This is a genomic window from Amycolatopsis decaplanina DSM 44594 (assembly GCF_000342005.1).
Classification (GTDB): Bacteria; Actinomycetota; Actinomycetes; order Mycobacteriales; family Pseudonocardiaceae; genus Amycolatopsis; species Amycolatopsis decaplanina.
The window spans coordinates 17604-35684 of the sequence record NZ_AOHO01000061.1 but is presented as its reverse complement, the minus strand read 5'-3'; the positions used below and the strand labels follow the sequence as shown (position 1 = coordinate 35684).

Genomic DNA, 18081 nt, shown 5'->3' with positions numbered 1-18081 from the left:
ACCCCTGCTTGCATGGTCATACACTCCTATGCATATACTTCCATCATGTCCAAGGTACTCACCTCTCTGCCTGTCGGCGAACGCGTCGGGATCGCCTTCTCCGGCGGCCTCGACACCTCGGTAGCGGTCGCGTGGATGCGCGAGAAGGGTGCAGTGCCGTGCACCTACACCGCTGACATCGGCCAGTACGACGAACCCGACATCGCGTCGGTCCCGGGCCGGGCGAAGGCCTACGGCGCCGAGATCGCGCGGGCCGTCGACTGCAAGGCCGCGCTGGTCGAGGAAGGGCTCGCGGCGCTGGCCTGCGGCGCCTTCCACATCCGCAACGGCGGCCGCACCTACTTCAACACCACGCCGCTCGGCCGCGCGGTCACCGGCACGCTGCTGGTGCGCGCGATGCTCGAGGACGACGTCCAGATCTGGGGCGACGGATCCACCTTCAAGGGCAACGACATCGAGCGGTTCTACCGTTACGGCCTGCTCGCGAACCCGTCCCTGCGGATCTACAAGCCGTGGCTGGACGCCGCGTTCGTCAGCGAGCTCGGCGGCCGCAAGGAGATGTCCGAGTGGCTGCAGGCCCACGGCCTGCCGTACCGCGACAGCACCGAGAAGGCCTACTCCACGGACGCGAACATCTGGGGCGCGACGCACGAGGCCAAGTCGCTGGAGCACCTCGACACCGGCATCGAGATCGTGAACCCGATCATGGGCGTCCGGTTCTGGGATCCCGAGGTCGAGATCGCGCCGGAGGACGTCACGATCGGCTTCGAACAGGGCCGCCCGGTGACGATCAACGGCAAGGATTTCGCCACCGCGGTCGACCTGGTCCTGGAGGCCAACGCCATCGGCGGGCGGCACGGGCTCGGCATGTCCGACCAGATCGAGAACCGGATCATCGAGGCCAAGAGCCGCGGTATCTACGAGGCGCCGGGCATGGCGTTGCTGCACGCGGCGTACGAGCGGCTCGTCAACGCGATCCACAACGAGGACACCCTCGCCAGCTACCACAACGAAGGCCGCCGTCTCGGCAGGCTCATGTACGAGGGCCGCTGGCTGGACCCGCAGGCGATGATGCTGCGCGAGTCGCTGCAGCGGTGGGTCGGCGCGGCCGTCACCGGCGAGGTCACCCTGCGGCTGCGGCGCGGCGAGGACTACTCGATCCTCGACACCACCGGCCCGTTCTTCAGCTACCACCCGGACAAGCTGTCCATGGAGCGCACCGAGGACTCGGCGTTCGGCCCGGTGGACCGGATCGGCCAGCTCACCATGCGGAACCTCGACATCGCCGACTCGCGCGCCAAGCTCGAGCAATACGCCGGGCTCGGCATGGTCGGCGGCGGGCACCCGACGCTGATCGGCGCCGCGCAGGCCGCGTCGACCGGGCTGATCGGGGCGATGGACGCGGGCGGCGCGCAGGCGATCGCCTCCCGCGGCAAGGCCTCCGGCGAGGACGAACTGCTCGACCACGCCGCGATCGAATCCGGTACCGACTGACCCGAAAGAACGGGACGCGAAAGCGCCGGGCGCGCGGCATCGAAGCCGTTCGCCCGGCGCTGTTCTCCATGAGCTCCGGGGCCGGCAAGGGCCTCGGCCGGGAAACCGCCGGCCGCCTCATCGCCGACGGCCACACCGTCCACCTCGGCAGCCGGGACGCCGCTGGTTACACAGCGATCGGACGGCGGCTATTTCGACGTCTCGGGGCCGCTCCCCCGGTGAACCGGCGTCACTTGCCGCCGACCTTCGACCGCCGCTCCGCCAGTTCGTCGACCAGACGCGTGATTTCGACCTGCCCGATCGCTTCGGCCAGCACGGAAACCGACGCGATGCTCTCGATCCGGTACTGGACCGGCACTCCGCCCGAGGCTCGCGACTGTGCTTCGGCGTCCGCCTTCTTCTCCGCTTCGACGGACGAGAAGACACTCCCGGCCCCGCTGTTGACGCAGCTGATCGAGGCCGAGCCGTTCAACGGCAGGGTCGCCGTGTTCCGGCAACTGCCCGCCGGTCGGCCGCCGATGGTCACGTTCGCGGTCATCGTGGCGTTGACCTGGCCGCTGACCTTCCCGCCGCTGTTCGCCGAGGCGGAGTTGGAGACGTTCGCGGTCACCGTGCACCCTGAGGCGCTGCACGCGACCGTGGCCGCGCCGTCCAGGTCGAACCGCACACCGGTGTCCACCGCACCGGTCAGCTTTCGGGCGTTCGACATCAGGTCTTCGTAGACGGCGTCAGCGTCCTCGGGCGACAAAGCGTCCACATCGGACTCACCCAGGCCTGCACCCGAAGGCATCTGCGGCCGCGACTGGGCATCGGGCATCGTCGGGATCCGGGGAACGGACGGCATCCCGCCGGGCATCTTCACGGAGTAGCGGAGAAGCCGGTGCGGCGTCTCCTTCGAGACGTACAGGTCGCCGGCCGGTGTACTCGCTCTGAGCGCCGGGACGTCCCGGACGGTCTCGTTCTGGTCCCCGGGGATCTCGTCCGCCCGCTCCAGCGCCTCGCGCAGCCGGGTGGCGAGCTTCTCCGGGGACTCGAACTGCCGCAGGACCGGGCCGAACAGCGCGTCCTCGCCGGTGATCCAGCGGTCCTTGAGGTCCTCGGTCGCGGACGAGTCTCCTCGTGCCCCGGGCAGCATGCCGTCGGGCGCCTTGAGGTAGACCTTGCCGCCGACGACCAGGATCTCGATCTTCTTGCCCTGGAAGGACATCGTGCCGGACGTCTCGCCGTACGCGGTGGTCTTGACGTCCGTCTTGATCATCCCGCCGACCGCGGAAGTGCTGTTCCGGACAGCGGGCGCCGAGGAAAGCCCGGCCAGCGCCTGTTCGAAGGGTTCGCGGCCCGCTTTCGACGGCCACAGCAGCCAGGTCGTCAGACCGGCGAGGAGCATCAGAACCAGCCCGGCGATACCGCCGAACAGCAGCCACCGGGATTTCCGGGCGGGCGGCACCGGTACCGGTTGCGGGACCCAGCCCTGCGGCGGCGGCCACTGCGCGCCTCCGGGTGGGAATGCTTGCTCCACGTCGCCCTCCATCACTGAATCCACCAGACGACCTCACGCTATGGAGGGATGATGAAAACTTGATGAAACGCGATCAGGTGAACCGGTAGGGCGCGGGAGCCGGGGTGCTCAGCGCGTACCGGACGGCCTCGGCGCGGGAATGGAAGCCCGCCTTCGCGAACAGGTTGTTGATGTGGGTCTTGACGGTGGCCTCGCTGATCACCAGCCGCGCGGCGATCTCCGGATTCCGGAGGCCTTCGCCGATCAGCCCGAGGATCTCCTTTTCCCGCGAGGTGAACCCGAACTCCTCGCGCTCGTCGGCCGCACGGGCACGGCGCGACGCGAGAGTGAGGAGCCGCCGCTGGACCTCCGGGGCGAGCACGACCTGGCCGTCGGCGGCGGTGCGCACGGCCTGCTCGATCTTCGCGCGGTCGGCCTCCTTGGTCAGGTAACCGCTCGCGCCGGCTTCGAGCGCGGCGAGGATCGACTCGTCGTCGTCGAGACTGGTCAGCACCACGACCTGGACCTCGGGCTTCGCGGCTTTGATCCGGCCGGTCGCCTCGACGCCGTTCAAGACCGGCATGTGCAGATCCATCAGCACGACGTCCGGCGTGTGCCGGGAGACCGCGGCGACGGCCTCCGCACCGTTGGTGGCCGTCGCGACGACGGTGATGCCGTCGGCGATGTCGAGCATCACCGCGAGGGCTTCCCGCACGGACGCCTGATCGTCGGCGACGACGAGCGACACGGCCACCTCGGCACCTCCATCGGTCATCGGCGGGTCATCCTGGCCTGCAGATCGTCGAGGAACGGCGACGTGGTGTGCGCCTTGCCGTCCTCACCCTTCTTCCAGACGATACGGCCGTCCGTGCGCACCGCCCTGGCGAGCACCACGACACCCTCGGCGAGGATCCCGACGCCGATGGTCAGCATGACACCGTTGCCCCCGGAGGCGATCCCGGTGATCAGGCCCAGCAGCAGGTTCGCCCCGACCTTGGCGCCCACGTTCAGCACCCACAACGCGATCGTGAGCCACGTGTACCGCATGTGCGCGACGCCGTCCTGCTGGTAGAGCCGGATGCTCGCGCCGCGCAGGACACCGAACAGGACGCTCACCGCGAGCGTGCCCACCAGGAACGCCACCGAGGTCGCGGTCTTCAGGCTCTCGTCCACATCGGACAGCCCGATCACGGTGAGGATCGCGGGCAGCAGGAGCATCCGCTTGGCTTCGGCCACGTCGCCGGCCAGCCGCCGGATGAGGACGTATCCGACCGCGGCGACGATCAGGACGATTTCGACAGGAGTGCTCACGGTTTCCCCCTCGGGCCGGTTTTCGAAGACACTTCGACGCTAAGGCGGCGAGCGCGGGCCGTCGTGCGGCGACGGCCGTATCTTCGGGTGGAGAACCCTCTCCACCCTCAGGAGCGCCGATGACCGGAAGCGCGACGGTGCTCCGCCGCGAACGGATCGCCGACAGGCTGATCCGGCCTACCCTGATCACGGCGGCCATCGTCGTGACCGGGGCCGGGATCTTCACCCAGAACGTCCACGTCCGGCCGGTGACGGCGGCGCTCTTCGTCCTCGTCGCGCTCTTCGCCGTGGTCTCGTTCCTGCCGTGGGACCGGGTTCCGTCCCGGGCGCGGCTCCTGCTCGCGAGCGGATACGCGGTCTCCGCGGCCGTGCTCCTCCCCCTGGCGCCACAGACCTTCGCGCCGATGTTCGCCTACCTCGCCGCCGCGGTCGCCGGGATAAAACTCGCTTCCCGTGCCCAGGCGATCGCGGTCGCCGTCCTCGACGCCGTCTGTTGTGCCGTGACGGTCGCGGTGGTCGGCGCGGTGACCCCGGCCGCGGACGAATGGCCGTGGTGGCTCGCGCTTTCGGTGGGCCTGCCGGTCCTCCTCGGCATCGCGCGCCGCGACCGGCGGGACGCGCTCTTCAACGCCGAACGCGCCGCTGTCGAAGCCCGGCGTGCCGCCGCTTCCGAATCACGGGAGGCCGCGCTGCTGGAGCGGACGCGGATCGCCCGGGAACTGCACGACGTCCTCGGCCATTCGCTCACCGGGATCGCCCTGCAACTCGACATGGCCGACGCCCTCGGCACGAAAGGCAGGAACGCGGAAGCCTCCGACGCCGTGCGCCGCGCGCGATCGCTGGCGGTGGACGGTATCGGGCGGATGCGGCAGGCGGTGCACGAACTGCGCGAGGACGCCGTGCCGCTGGAAGAGACCCTGGCCGCGTTGTGCGCGGCGGAAGCGGTGACGTTCGAGGTCGACGGCTCCGCCGTCCCGCTAGGCGGCGGCGTCTCACACACCCTCGTCCGCGCGGCGCAGGAAGCGCTGACGAACGCGGCCAAGTACGCGCCCGGCACCGAGCGCGCGGTGAAGCTCGTGTTCTCCCCGGAAACGGTGACGCTCGTCGTCACGAACGGTCACGCCGAACACCGTCCGGCGCCCGACACCGGCGGCGGGATGGGGCTGGTCGGGATGCGGGAACGGGCCACCGCGCTGGGCGGGTCGGCGCGGGCGGGCCCGGCCGCGGACGGCGGCTGGACGGTCGAGGTCCGGCTGCCCCGGACGGGCTGAGCCCCCGGCCGCGCCGGGCGGACGCGGCCGGGAAGCGGTGTCAGCCCTTGCGCGCGAACGAGATCCGGTGCAGTCCGCCGGGCTGTTCGTCGGCCAGGTACAGCTCGCCGTTCTGGTCGGTGCCGAACGTGGTGGCGTCGAGCGGGAACTCGCCGATCCGGGCGCTTTCGTAGGTGCCGTCGGTCTTCTTGCGGACGGCCCAGGCCGTTCCCTGGCAGAAGTCGGTCGCGAGGTAGGTCCCGCCCGCGAGCGAGGCGTACTTCTTGCCGCGGTAGACGTGCCCGCCGATCACCGCGCAGCCCTCCGCGCCGGAGATGTAGTGGAAGACCGGCTCGGTGTAGGTCACGCCCTCCTCGCACCGCGTCTCGTCGAACACGACCGGCCCTTCCTTGCAGGACCAGCCGAAGTTCGCGCCGCCCTTGCCCCTGGCGAGGTGGTCGACCTCCTCGAAACGGCCCTGGCCGACGTCGCCGATCCACAACGAGCCGTCGGCCGGGTCGAAGGAGAACCGCCACGGATTGCGGAGCCCGTACGACCAGATCTCCGGACGCGCGCCCGCGACGCCGGCGAACGGGTTGCCCGCCGGGACGCAGTACCGCAGCGGACGACACGCGCGGTTGACGTCGATGCGCAGGATCTTGCCCAGCAGCGTGTCGAGCCGCTGCCCGCTGGCCAGCGGATCGCCCCCGCCGCCACCGTCTCCGATCCCCCAGTACAGGTACCCGTCCGGGCCGAACGCCAGCTGGCCGCCGTTGTGGTTGGGGAACTCGGAATGCGGCTGGGTGATCAGCTCGGTGAGCTCACCGGTGTCCAGCCGGACCCGGGACAGCGTCACCGCGCTGTCGGACTTGCGGGTGTACGCGACGTAGGCCCGCCTGTCTTTCGCGATCGCCAGCCCGAGCAGCCCTCGTTCGACGTCCGCGCCGTTCACTTTGTCGCTGATGTCCAGAACCGGCTTGGCGGCGAGCCCGGTCCTGGGATGGTAGGCCCGGACGACGCCTCTCTTCTCCACGATGAGGATCCGGCCGCTCCCGTCGTTCAGCGCCGTGATCGCGGTCGGGTTGACCAGCCCGGACGCCACCTTGGTCGCCGTGGCGGTCAGCTCGCCGAGCGGAACACCCCGCGCTTCCAGGGGATCCGCGCTGCTCGCGGCCGGGAGCAGCGCCCCAGCCAAGGCGAGCCCGGCCACCAGGGACAACCCCCGGCGGAGGTGCCGTCGCGTCATGAGGGACTCCAATCGCCAGTGAATGGTCTGGTCCAATTCAACAGCGGCCGGAGGAGCGGCGGTACCTCCATACGCGAGCTCTTTGTCGGTTTCTTTCCGGCCAAGCCGGTCACCTACTCGCCCAAGATCGTTTTCGTGCCGTTCACTCTTCTTTCAGGGCAATTCGGACATGAGCTACACCCCGGAGTAGCCACACGTGTGGCCTCTGTATGCTCCGCTCTCGCTCGATGGGATTAATTACCCCCCATCCGGGCGAGCCGTTGCGGTCGGGGCCTGTGGTCGCATGCGGCAACTGGCATTCGTGGTCCGTATTCGGATGGGAGACACATGCACGGCAGGTCAGTTCTGGTTCGCGGCGGGATCGCGGTCGCCACCGCGGCCGTCGCGCTGACGATGGCCGCTCCGGCCGCCCTCGCCGACGACGGCGCGGCGCGGGGCCGGGTCGTCGAAGGTTCCGGCACCGAGGGTTTCAGCGTCAACTTCGAGGGCGGGCAGCACTACGTCACGAAGCTGTTCGGGCTGAAGCTCTCCGACGGCAGCAAGCTCAAGATGTACTGCGTGCAGGTCGAGGTCGACATGCGCACCGATCAGGACATGATCGAACGTCCGTGGAACAAGTACCCGGACGCCGCTTCGCCGTTCAACAAGAACAACGGGAAGATCAACTGGGTCCTGCACCACGGCTACCCGGCGGTCACCGCGAAGGCGATCGAGAGCGCGCTCGGCAAGGACGTCAAGCTGACCGACGGCCTGTCCGTCGAGGAGGCCGTCACCGCGACGCAGGCCGCCGTCTGGCACTTCAGTGACGGCAAGGACCTCGACCGCAAGAAGCCGCTGCCTTACGAGAGCGCCGAAGAGTCCGCCGACGTGCTGGCCGTCTACGACTACCTCACCGGCAAGCAGAACGTCGGCATCGGGGAGCAGCCGAAGCCGACCCTCGACATCGGCCCGGCCAAGGCCTCGGGCGCGACCGGCACCAAGATCGGCCCGTTCAGCGTGGCCACCACCGGTGACATCACCGAGCTGACCAGCAAGCTGCCCGAGGGCGTCAAGGTCACCGACGCCGACGGCAAGGAGATCAAGGCCGCCGACATCAAGGACGGCACCAAGGTCTACGTCGACGTCCCCAAGGACGCCAAGGACGGCAACGGCTCGTTCTCGCTGAAGGTCAGCGGCCACCTCGACACCGGTCGCCTGTTCGTGGGCGAGAACTACGCCAAGGTGCCCGCCCAGTCCCTGATCGTGGCGGAGTCCGAGAAGACCTCGGTCGTCGCGAACGCGACCGCGACCTGGAAGCAGGGTGGCGCGCCCGCCACCGACACCCCGGCCCCCAGCACCCCGGGTGGCGCCGAATCGGGTGGCGGCAACGAGCTGGCCAACACCGGTGCCTCCGCGACCATGCCGCTGGTGATCGGCGGCGCGCTCCTCGGCGCGGGTGTGCTGATGGTACTGCTGGTGCGCCGTCGCCGTAGCGAGGCGTAAGAAGCGAACGAAGAAGCGGGGCCGGTCCTTTGTGGACCGGCCCCGCTTTCGCGTTCACCGGTCGTAGTGCGAGCCCGGCGTGTGCCCGAAGGCGCGGCGGAAGACGTCGATGAACGCGCTGGTGGAAGACCAGCCGCAGGCATGCGCCACCGCGGTCACCGGAGTGTTCTCGGCCAAGAGGACCAAAGCTCGGTAGAGCCGCAGCTGCGTGCGCCATTGCGGGAACGTCATGCCGAGATCGGCTTTGAAGAGCCGGGTCAGGGTGCGATCACTTGCTCCGACCCGGGCACCGAGCGCGGCCAGCGTCCGATTGTCGGCCGGATCGGCGCTGAGGATCTCGCACACCGCGCGCAGCCGCGGGTCGTCCGGCGTCGGCAGGTGCAGGGGTTGCTGCGGTGAGGCGCGAAGCTGATCGAGCAGGACCGCGCGCAGCCGCCGGCGTTCCGGGGTGTCGTCGTGCGGCGGATCGGTGTAGGAGCGGATGAGTTCGCGCAGGAGGGGGCCGACGGCCAGCACGCTCGGTTCGTTCAGCCGCAACGGGTTCACGGTGGGCGGCAGGCCGACGAGCCGGAGTTCGAGATCGCCGTGCGCCTGATGGGCGTGCACGGTCCCGGCGGGCACCCAGATGGCCCTCGTGGCGGGCGCGACCCACGAGCCCCTGTCAGTGGTGATGGCCAGTACGCCATGCGCCGCGTAGACGACCTGGTGATCGTCGTGGCGGTGCGCGTCGATGGTCGTGCCGGAAGCCAGGGACCGGACCTGTGTCGGCGCCGCGGGCAAGTGGCGGATTTCCGTCATCGTTTGTCATTTTATCGGAAGCGCGACACCGTGGCCGCGACGAGCATGGCGGGGTGTCAAGGAACAGAGCGATCATCCTGCTGTCGGCGGGGCACGCGTGCGTGGACGTGTATCAGGGTTCGGTCGCCGCGCTGGTGCCGTTCTTCGCCGCCGAGCGCGCCTACGGATACGCGGCGGTGTCGGGCATCGTTCTCGCCGCTTCGCTGCTGTCGTCGGTGGCGCAGCCATTGTTCGGCGCGCTGACCGACCGCTGGGCGATGCCGTGGCTGCTGCCGTCCGCCACGCTCCTCGGCGGACTCGGCATCGCCCTCGGCGGCCTGGTCGACTCCTACGCGCTGACGCTCACCTTCGTCGCCGTGTCCGGAATCGGCGTGGCCGCCTACCATCCCGAGGCCGCACGGGTCGCGAGGATCGCCGGTGGTGGCAGGCATACGGCGATGGGCTGGTTCTCCCTCGGCGGCAACATCGGGTTCGCCGCCGCCCCCGTACTCGTCACCGCGGTCATGGCACTCGGCGGACTCCGGATGTCACCGCTGCTCGTCGTACCCGCGCTGGCCGGTTCCGTGCTCTGCCTGCCCGTGCTGCGCGCCCTCGCCAGGAGCGCCCACACCGGCGCCTCGTCGTCGGGCGTCGCCGATGTCGATGACTGGAGGTCGTTCGCGAAGCTGTCGGCGGCCGTCGTCTTCCGCTCGATCGTCTTCGTCGGGCTGAGCACGTTCGTCTCGCTCTACGCCCAGCAACGGATCGGAGGCGGCACGACGACGGGCAGTGCCGCGCTGTTCCTGCTCTACCTCGGCGGCGCCGCGGGCACGCTGCTCGGCAGCAGGCTGGCCGGGCGCCGGGAGCGCGTCACCGTGGTGCGCTGGTCGTACCTGGCCACCATCGGCGCGGTCGCGGGAGTCGTGTTCGCGCCGGGCCCGGCGCTCTTCCCGTTCGTCCTGCTGGCCGCGGTGGGCCTGTACATCCCGTTCTCCCTGCAGATCACGCTCGCCCAGGACTACCTCCCCACTCGCGTCGGCACCGCGGGCGGAGTCACCCTCGGCCTGACGGTCAGCATCGGCGGTCTCGCGAGTCCCGTCATCGGAACGATCGCCGACCACACCTCCCTTCAAACGGGGCTGCTGCCACTGATCGCGCTACCCGCTTTATGCTGGCTCGCGACCCGCTCATTGCGGGAACCGGACGCGCCGAAGGCCACGGAAGCGCAGAATGCGCCCGATGGCATGAAACTCACCGACAACAGAATCCGATGACACGACAGGGAAATCAGCAGTCCATTGTGGACCCGCACCACTTCCCTGGCAGCACGCGCGAAAACGCCCGTGCGTACGCACGTGCACACATTCGTCTGTTCGTGTGATAATTTCCCCACAATTCAGCCTACGCAACCGCATTATTGGGAGACACTGAATTACCGGAGACCAAACGGGGGGACACCGCATGGACGACCTGGGACGGCACTCGCGCCAGCCGGAAGCCGCGGGGAAGAGCGGTGGGGTCAGATCATGACCACCCCGGCCGGCCCCGGCATTCCCGTGGATCGGCCTTGGCAGATCCCTGCCGCGCCGGCGGTGTTCCAAGCACGGGAGCGGTTCACCGCCGAACTGGACCGGCTCTGGAGCGAAGGCACCGGACGGCGGCTGGTGGTGGTGAGCGGGGTGGGCGGTGTCGGCAAGACCTCGCTCGCTTTGGATTGGCTCTACGACAAAGCGGACGAGTTCCCGCAGGGAATCCTGTACAGCGACCTCGGCGGCGCACGCGAGCGACCACCGGAAGATCCCGGCGAGGTCCTGCACGGATTCCTGACAGCGTTGGGCAGTTCACCTGACGAGATCCCGACGAGCCTCGACCAGCGGGCGGCGGCCTTCCGCACGGCCACCGCGTCGCGGCGGATGGCCGTCCTGCTCGACGACGCCGCGTCCGTCGCCCAGGTCCGCCCGCTCCTCCCGGCCGGGCAGTCGGCGATCGTCTTCGTCACCAGCCGGTGGCGGCTCACCGATCTCGGTATCGACGGGGCGGAGTTCGTCGATCTGCCACCACTCACCGAACCCCAGGCGCGGGCGCTGTTCGAGCGGTACACCGGAACCGAACGCGTCCGTTCCGATCCACCCGCCGCTTCGGAGATCGTGTCCTCGTGCGGCGGACTCCCCCTCGCGCTGTCGGTGGCGGCGGCACGGCTGAGAGCCCGGCCGCGGCGGGCTCTCGCCCGTGAAGCCGCAGCCTATGGACGCTGGACGTCATCAGGCGGCCGTTCCGCGGACAAGACGCTCTCGTTGAACGCGATCTTCGAGGTCGTCTACGAAGGGCTGCCGCAGAGCGCGGCACGGGTCTATCTGGCGTGCGGGGTACATCCTGGGCCTTTCCTGTCCATCGAACCTTTGGCCGCCGCGCTCGGCCTGCCGCTCAGCGCCGTCGAGGACGACATCGACGAACTGATCGAGGCGAACCTCCTGACCGAAGCGGGTGAAGACCGGTTCGTCCAGCACATGGTGTTGCACAGCGACGCGCGGGCACGTGCCGCGACCGCGCTGCCGGGCGACGAGTGGGACCGGCTGGCCCGGTCGTTCGCCGGGTGGTACCTCGACCGGGCCCTGGCAGCCGACGAGGCGATCCATCCCCATCGAGCCCGGTACGCCACCCGTGAACGACAGTCGAAGGACTTCGTCGAACGCGCGGACGGCCTCGCCTGGTGGCGCGACCACCTGTCCGTGATCCGCGCCGTGTTCACCACGGCCGTGGACCACGAGTGGGACGACATCGTGTGGCAGTTCTGCGAAGCGTCGTGGGGCTTCTTCCTGCACCACCGGGACTACCTGCCGTGGATCGCGATGAACGAGTGGGGCGTGCGAGCCGCGACACGCGTGAACCTGCCGTTGGTGGAAGCCCGGCTGCGGTCCCAGCTCGGCTTCGCCTACGCCAAACTCGGCCGATACGACGAGGCTGCGGAAGAGAACGTCGTCGCACTCCGATTGGGACAGCAGGAGAACGACGGCCGGACGCAGGCGACCGCCCTGTCCCAGCTCGGCCGATCCGCACGAGGACAGGGCGATCTCGAAGGTGCCCTCGACTTCTACCGGCAGGCGGCCGACCTGCAGGAGCGGCTGGGCATTCCCCGCGGAGTGGCACTGTGCCGCCGCCGTCAGGGTGAGGTGCTGGCGAAACTGGGCCGGTACGGCGAAGCCATGATCGAGCTGACCGCGTCCGCGGCCGTGATGGCCGAAGTCGGGGACGCCGCCCAGCATGCTCGATCCGTCATGGCGCTCGCCGGTATCCAGGCCGCCGAGGGCCGCGCCGAAGACGCGATCGCCCGGCTGACCGAGTCATTACGAACGATGCGGGCACTCGATTCCCCCTACTACACCGCCGAGATCCTGGCCGCGCTCGGCCGCATCGAACGGCAGTACGGCCGAGAGGAGGAAAGCGCCGGCCATCTCGCCGAAGCTCAGGCCCTCTTCACCGAAATGGGCATCCCTCGCGCCGACGACGCCGGATACGGCTCTCAACCGTGAGTTCCAGCCCGCCGGCGTGAATCGGGGTTTCGCAGTCACCGCCGACGTCTTCGTACGGGTCGAGAAGACATAGCCGTGTGGGTGTGCCGCGATCGCGGCAGTGGCCCCGGGATGAAGGCTCAACGCGGCCTCGGCGGCGTTCCGCGCCTCCGCCGCCGTCTGGCTGTCCTCTCGGAGCAGCAAGTCCCCTGCCGCCACCCAGGCCGGGGACACGGTGTCGGCCGCGACAGCGAGGACGTCGCCGTCAAAGCCGCTGATCCACAGGCGAATCCGGGCCACGCCCGGTGTGTGGCCGTGGACGGCGTACACGATGTCCATGTCGTCACACCTCGATCGGAAGGGGTGCGGGCAGCATCGGGACGGATGGTGGGCAGTCCGGTTCCGGCAGTCCCAGGAGCCGGTACATCTCCGAACGCAGGATCGCGGCCGCTTGCCCCGGCCGGGAGCTGATCGCCGCCGTGGCGACCGGACGCAGGTGCTCGCGGCATCGGATCGCCTCGGTCTCCTGGGCGGGCAATGGCCCCGATTCCAGGAGCGGAGAGTTCCGCCGGACGAGATCGGCGATGCTTCCGGGGCGCAACCGATCACCCGGGTCGGTGGCCACGGTGACCGGACGGCCGATCGCGGCGGCATACGCGGTGGTCGAACCGTGGTCCCCGATCACCCAGTCCGACGCGATCATGGTCGCCTGCCAGCCACGATCCGGCGGGATGAGCAGCAGACCCGCCTCGGCGCAATCGGACAGCCAGGCCGCCACCTGCCTGCGTCCATGGACGGTCCACACGTTGGGGTGCAACACCGCCGCGACCGAATATCGTGATGAGGGAAGGGCGTCGAGAACCGCCTTGCAGAGACTCGGGACCCGGCCGAAGATCGAGTCGGTCGACCACGTCGAACTGATCGTCACCAGCCGCTGCCGAGGGTTCAGCCCCAGCACCTGCCGGTAGTGCTCGCGGAACCGGTCACCGTCGATCATCCGGTCCAGACAGATGTCCCCCGCCACGACGGCGGCGGGCAGCACCTCCGGGCACAGGGACCCGAGCGCCGTCCGCTCCTCCTCGGTGGCCAGCGCGAGGACCGACGGCAGGATCCGGCCGCGATAGGTGAGGAGTTCGCGATCGAGTCCGGTGGCAGGCAGGACCGGGGACTCCGCTTTCCGGCTGTACAGATGTGATTTCATCGTCCCCGCCCCGTGCCCGACCAGCAGGATCGGGCCCCGGAGCTGCTCGAGATGGCGGTGACTGGCCGCCAGGACGAGGTCGAACGTGTGCTGGACCGCCTGTTCCCACGGCAAGAGGAGACCGTGTTGCGCGCGGACGAACTCCTCCACTCCCGGCCAGTGGTCCGTGGTGTGCGGAACGGTGAACACCACTTGCACCCGGTGATCCGATTCGAGCAACGGCACGATGTCCAGCAGCCGCGTGCCCGCGGTCATCGTCGGGACGACGACGAGCGCTGTGCGGCACCCGGCCCGTGTCACCCGTGCCTCCGCCCCCGCCCCGACCGGTCCCCTGATCCACATCTCCCTGCTCACGACCATCCCCTCTCGTCCGCCGAATGTATGAACGAGAGTGGCCTGCCCCTCTGACACGGTCCTTTCGTACCGTGGTTGAAGCTCCTGACAAAGGATCACTTCGTCTCCGGTTCACACCGGTCACGCTGGTTCGAAACGACAAAGAATGTGAAACTGGTGGGCGAGGCGAGGGGCGGCAGCGACACTGCCGATGGGAAGGGGGCTGCCATGGAAGTTGCCTTTGGAGTTCTCGGGCAGACAACAGTGCGAATACACGGGAATTTGGTCGCGAATTGGGGGCGGCCGCGCGAAGAGGGCATCCTCGCCGCCCTGCTGACACGTCCCGGAAGACGGCTTTCCATCGAAAACGTAGTCGAATGGGTTTGGGACGAACAAGAACCACGTCCACGCGACCCTCGAGCTACGATGTACCAATACGTCACCCGGCTACGCCAGCTTTTCCGGGAGACGCGCGCGCCCGCGAAACTGGTCACCGCGAACGGCCGCTACACCCTTGACGTCGACCCTTCGCTGATCGACTACGTCGCCTTCCGCAAGGCCATGAAGGACGCCAGAGCCTTCCGCGACAGCGACGAACACCTGCGCGCGTGCGAGACCGCCGCACGGGCGATAGGACTGTGGCGTGAGCATCCACTGGCCGATCTGACGACCCGCCCGGCCGAAGACTGGCGCATGTCGTTCATACAATCGGATTGGATACCAGCGAACACTTTCTTGCTCGACGCACTGATCGCCGCCGGACAACCGCTCGGCGCATTACAGCGGCTGGACGATCTCGAGCGCGACCATCCGGACGAACCGAGCTTCGCCAAACTCCACCTGAAGGCGCTGAACTCCGCGGGACGCCGTGGCGAAATCACGGCGTTCTACCTGAGAAAGTACCGGGCTTTTCGCGCCGACGGCGACGGGCAGGCCGCAGACGAACTCCGCGAATTCCATCAAAAACTCACGGACCCGGCTCCGAAATCCATTCAGATCACAGCCGGGATCGCAGACAGAAAAACGGAGCAAGTCAAAGAAAGCGTCGTTCCACTGCGACGGTTGCCGCGTGACATCGATCGCTTCGTGGGCCGCGAGGACGTCCTTGCGAAACTCGACTCCTTGACCATCGACGCGACGGGCGCTCCACTGGCGACGATCGTCTGCGTGACCGGCCCGCCAGGTGTCGGCAAGACGACGACCATCGGGCACTGGGCCCACCGCGCCGCCGGGCGGTTCGCCCATGGGGTGATCATGATCGATCTGCACGGATTCAGCCGGACTCCACGCCTGGAGGCCACCGACGTCGTCGATGTCCTGCTTTCCGCACTCGATTTCCGCGTCGATCGCATCGTCAGCCCCGCCGGGCGGATGGCGAAACTGGCCACACTTCTTTCCCAGCGGCCCGCGCTCGTCGTCTTGGACAACGTGGAGAACTTCGGCCATGTCCAGCCGTTGCTGGACGTGCTGACCCCGTGCACGGTGCTCCTCACTTCGCGGCGGCGCATGACCCCGCTGACAGTCCTGCATAATGTCCCGGCAGTCGCACTCGAGCCGCTGTCACCCGCCGAATCGTGCGAATTGCTGGCGCATCGCATGCGAAATCGCGAGCAAGACGAACCCGAAGTCCTCGAGAAGCTCGCACGGTTGTGCGACCGCATCCCGCTCGTGTTGAGCATCGTGGCCGACCGCGCGGCCAGCCGTGGCGGGTTGCGCCTGCGCACCCTCGCCGATCAACTGGAGGACGCGGAAACCCTCCTGACGATCGGCGACGACGGGGACGGAGCCGGAATCCATCTGCAGTCCGCCTATTCGTGGTCCTACAACCTGCTCGAAGAGGCCGAACAGCGCATGTTCCGCCTGCTCGGCCTGCACCCCGGCACGGAGATGAGCCCGGCGGCACTCGCCTCAGCAGGTGCGATCAGCGTTTCTGCCGCACGAAGGTCACTCGACGCGCTCTTCGCCGCGCACCTCATCCAGCACCCCAGCGACCTCGACCGCTATCGCATGCACGACATCCTCCATCGGTACGCGGCAACCCTCGCGGACCGTGAAGGCGACGGGGACGGGCCCCGAAAGCGATTGCTGGCGTTCTACTTGCACACGGCTTTCAACGCGCATGCGACGGTACACCCGCACAAACCGCGGCCACCGATGATCCCGCTCGAATCCGGTACGGTGCCCTTGGACTTCGATTCCCCGGCCGCCGCCCGCCAATGGTGCCTCCAGGAGAGAACGAATCTCAACGCGCTCGTCGAAGATGCCCATCGGAATGAACTGCACGAGTACGCCTGGCGCATTCCCCATGTCACCAGCGATATCTACGACCGGTACGGGTTCTACGACGACATCGTGAACGGACTGGCGATCGCCGCCCGGTCGGCCTCGGCCGCCGGGAACCCGGTCGCCGAGGCGAGCACGCTCAACGACCTTGGCCAAGTCCACATGCTCCTCGGGAACGACGAGACGGCGGACCACTACCTCAGGGCCGCGTACGATCTCGTCCACGAGCAGGGCGACGACTTCGGCAGGCTGGCCGTCCTCCTCAACATGGCCCGGCGCCACCACCACGCCGGCCGCGCGAAAGAAGCGATCACCCGGTATCGCGAATGCCTTGCGCTGGCGCATGTCGTGCGCGACCCGGGCCACCTCGGTACCGCCGAGTACCGACTGGGAGACGCGCTCGAAGTCGCGGGCGAACACGATGCCGCGGTCGAACACTACCGGCGCGCGCTGGAGGTTCGCCGGGAAACCGGAGACACTTCCGGGCAGATGGCCGTCCACACCGCCTTGGCCGGCGTGCTGACACAGCTCGGCCGGTACGACGAAGCCTCCTTGCACGGCAACAAGGCCTTGCTGTTGGCCGACGAGATCCACCACCTGCCGGCGACCATGAAGCTGTACACCGTGCTGGCCGGTCTCGCGCACGCGCAACTCAAGGACCGCGAGGCGATCCAATACGCGGATCACGCTATCGACCTCTCCCAGCGCACCCACAATGCCACTGGGCAGGCTCGAGCGCTCGCCTCGATGGGCTGCATACTCGCCGACCGGGGAAACGCCCGTGACGCCCGTGACGTCCTCGAACGCGCGGCAGTCCTCTACCGCGACCGAGGGCGGCATGCGAAAGCAGCCGAATTGGAGTCGCGGATCGCGGAACTCGGGGAAGACACGATCGGGGTCCTCACCGTCAGGAGGAGGGACGACGAGGACACGGTCGCGATGCTGCCGCCATCCCGACAGGCCAACCGAGAACTACACGGTTAGGTGAACTCGCCCGGTCGCTCTCAGGCAGCGGACGCCCGTCTTTCGGCTGATTGTCGCAGCTAGCGCGTGCGAGAACGCAACTTTCCGTAGAGCGCGTGCTGTCAAGGTCTGGTAGTTGCAGCTTGTCCGAGGCAGCCCCTACCCGTAGTGTGGCTTATCCGAGTTGATCGATACCTCACCGACTCGGGTGGCGCAACTTCCAAACCCCGAAAAAGGATTGCAGTTGAACAAGTTCATGCGTTCCGTGCCTGCGATGACGATGCTTCTCGTGACCGTCTCCACCTTGATGATCAGCGACTGGTGGCGCACGTACTGATCAACACGGGCACTCCGTGATCGCGGGCAGTGACACTAGGAGCGACCGGCACTTGAGGATCCGCCCCCCTTGGGCCTGAGCCGGACCCCGCTCTGCAGCAACATCCTCCGGGCGACACCGAAACTCAGCCCGAATCTCTTTGCCACATCGTGAATGGTCGCCCCGTCGAGGTACGCCTGGACGAGGCCCGGTGGGGCCGACGGAGTGGTCGGCCCCACTTGCCTCAGTTCCACACCTGCCGAGATGAGCGAGGCACGCGCCTTGTAGTAGGTCATCCCGAAACGGGCGGCGAGTTCCGTGATCGTGGCCCCGCCTTCATAGGCGCTCACCAAGTCGGCGTCGACCTCGCGCTCACGTCCCCCTCCGCGGGCGTCGGAATCGCCCGCGCCCGTCATCT

General features: G+C 68.4%; 13 protein-coding genes. 6 read left to right on the top strand and 7 right to left on the bottom strand.

The features are described 5' to 3' along the window. Window positions 1-45: 45 nt before the first annotated feature. Window positions 46-1494 (top strand): argininosuccinate synthase, encoded by a 1449-nt coding sequence (gene argG, locus H074_RS21315; RefSeq protein WP_007032132.1) that lies wholly within the window; start codon window positions 46-48, stop codon window positions 1492-1494. Window positions 1495-1723: 229 nt separating this feature from the next. Here the strand turns inward: argG and H074_RS21310 are convergent, their stop codons facing one another. The 3 genes from H074_RS21310 to H074_RS21300 all read right to left on the bottom strand — a co-directional run bounded on the left by H074_RS21310 (window position 1724) and on the right by H074_RS21300 (window position 4303). After that, a complete protein-coding gene (locus tag H074_RS21310; RefSeq protein ID WP_235096836.1) occupies window positions 1724-3013 on the bottom strand; it encodes an SON protein in 1290 nt (429 codons plus the stop codon). 73 nt (window positions 3014-3086) lie between these two features. After that, the gene (locus H074_RS21305; RefSeq protein WP_007032130.1) at window positions 3087-3767 is read right to left on the bottom strand and encodes a response regulator; all 681 of its coding nucleotides are present in this window, start codon (window positions 3765-3767) and stop codon (window positions 3087-3089) included. After that, window positions 3764-4303, bottom strand: coding sequence for a hypothetical protein (locus H074_RS21300; RefSeq protein WP_007032129.1), 540 nt, complete (start codon window positions 4301-4303; stop codon window positions 3764-3766). Before H074_RS21300 ends, H074_RS21305 begins: the two co-directional genes overlap by 4 nt. 119 nt (window positions 4304-4422) lie before the next feature. Between H074_RS21300 and H074_RS21295 the strand changes: the two genes are divergently transcribed. Next, window positions 4423-5574: a sensor histidine kinase gene (locus H074_RS21295; protein WP_007032128.1), complete on the top strand. Its 1152-nt coding sequence runs from the start codon at window positions 4423-4425 to the stop codon at window positions 5572-5574. Window positions 5575-5614: 40 nt separating this feature from the next. Here the strand turns inward: H074_RS21295 and H074_RS21290 are convergent, their stop codons facing one another. Next, on the bottom strand, window positions 5615-6799 hold the full coding sequence (locus tag H074_RS21290; protein WP_007032127.1) for a PQQ-dependent sugar dehydrogenase: 1185 nt from the start codon (window positions 6797-6799) through the stop codon (window positions 5615-5617). Between the two features lie 327 nt (window positions 6800-7126). On the opposite strand from H074_RS21290, the gene H074_RS21285 reads away from it, so the two are divergent. After that, window positions 7127-8281 carry a thioester domain-containing protein gene (locus tag H074_RS21285; RefSeq protein WP_007032126.1) on the top strand — a complete coding sequence of 385 codons (1155 nt, stop codon included), beginning with the start codon at window positions 7127-7129 and terminating at the stop codon, window positions 8279-8281. 54 nt (window positions 8282-8335) lie between these two features. Here the strand turns inward: H074_RS21285 and H074_RS21280 are convergent, their stop codons facing one another. Further along, window positions 8336-9079, bottom strand: a complete 744-nt coding sequence (locus tag H074_RS21280) for an AraC family transcriptional regulator (protein ID WP_007032125.1) — start codon at window positions 9077-9079, stop codon at window positions 8336-8338. A gap of 53 nt (window positions 9080-9132) precedes the next feature. On the opposite strand from H074_RS21280, the gene H074_RS21275 reads away from it, so the two are divergent. Beyond that, window positions 9133-10332 carry an MFS transporter gene (locus H074_RS21275; RefSeq protein WP_007032124.1) on the top strand — a complete coding sequence of 400 codons (1200 nt, stop codon included), beginning with the start codon at window positions 9133-9135 and terminating at the stop codon, window positions 10330-10332. Between the two features lie 252 nt (window positions 10333-10584). Then, complete coding sequence (locus H074_RS21270) at window positions 10585-12588, top strand: tetratricopeptide repeat protein (RefSeq protein WP_007032123.1); 2004 nt, start codon at window positions 10585-10587, stop codon at window positions 12586-12588. 322 nt (window positions 12589-12910) lie between these two features. Here the strand turns inward: H074_RS21270 and H074_RS21265 are convergent, their stop codons facing one another. Then, window positions 12911-14128: a hypothetical protein gene (locus H074_RS21265; RefSeq protein WP_007032122.1), complete on the bottom strand. Its 1218-nt coding sequence runs from the start codon at window positions 14126-14128 to the stop codon at window positions 12911-12913. A gap of 399 nt (window positions 14129-14527) precedes the next feature. Between H074_RS21265 and H074_RS21260 the strand changes: the two genes are divergently transcribed. Next, a complete protein-coding gene (locus H074_RS21260; protein WP_007032121.1) occupies window positions 14528-17368 on the top strand; it encodes an ATP-binding protein in 2841 nt (946 codons plus the stop codon). A gap of 351 nt (window positions 17369-17719) precedes the next feature. Here H074_RS21260 and H074_RS41625 read toward each other — a convergent pair whose 3' ends face one another. After that, window positions 17720-18079: a helix-turn-helix domain-containing protein gene (locus tag H074_RS41625; protein ID WP_007032120.1), complete on the bottom strand. Its 360-nt coding sequence runs from the start codon at window positions 18077-18079 to the stop codon at window positions 17720-17722. Window positions 18080-18081 lie beyond the last annotated feature (2 nt).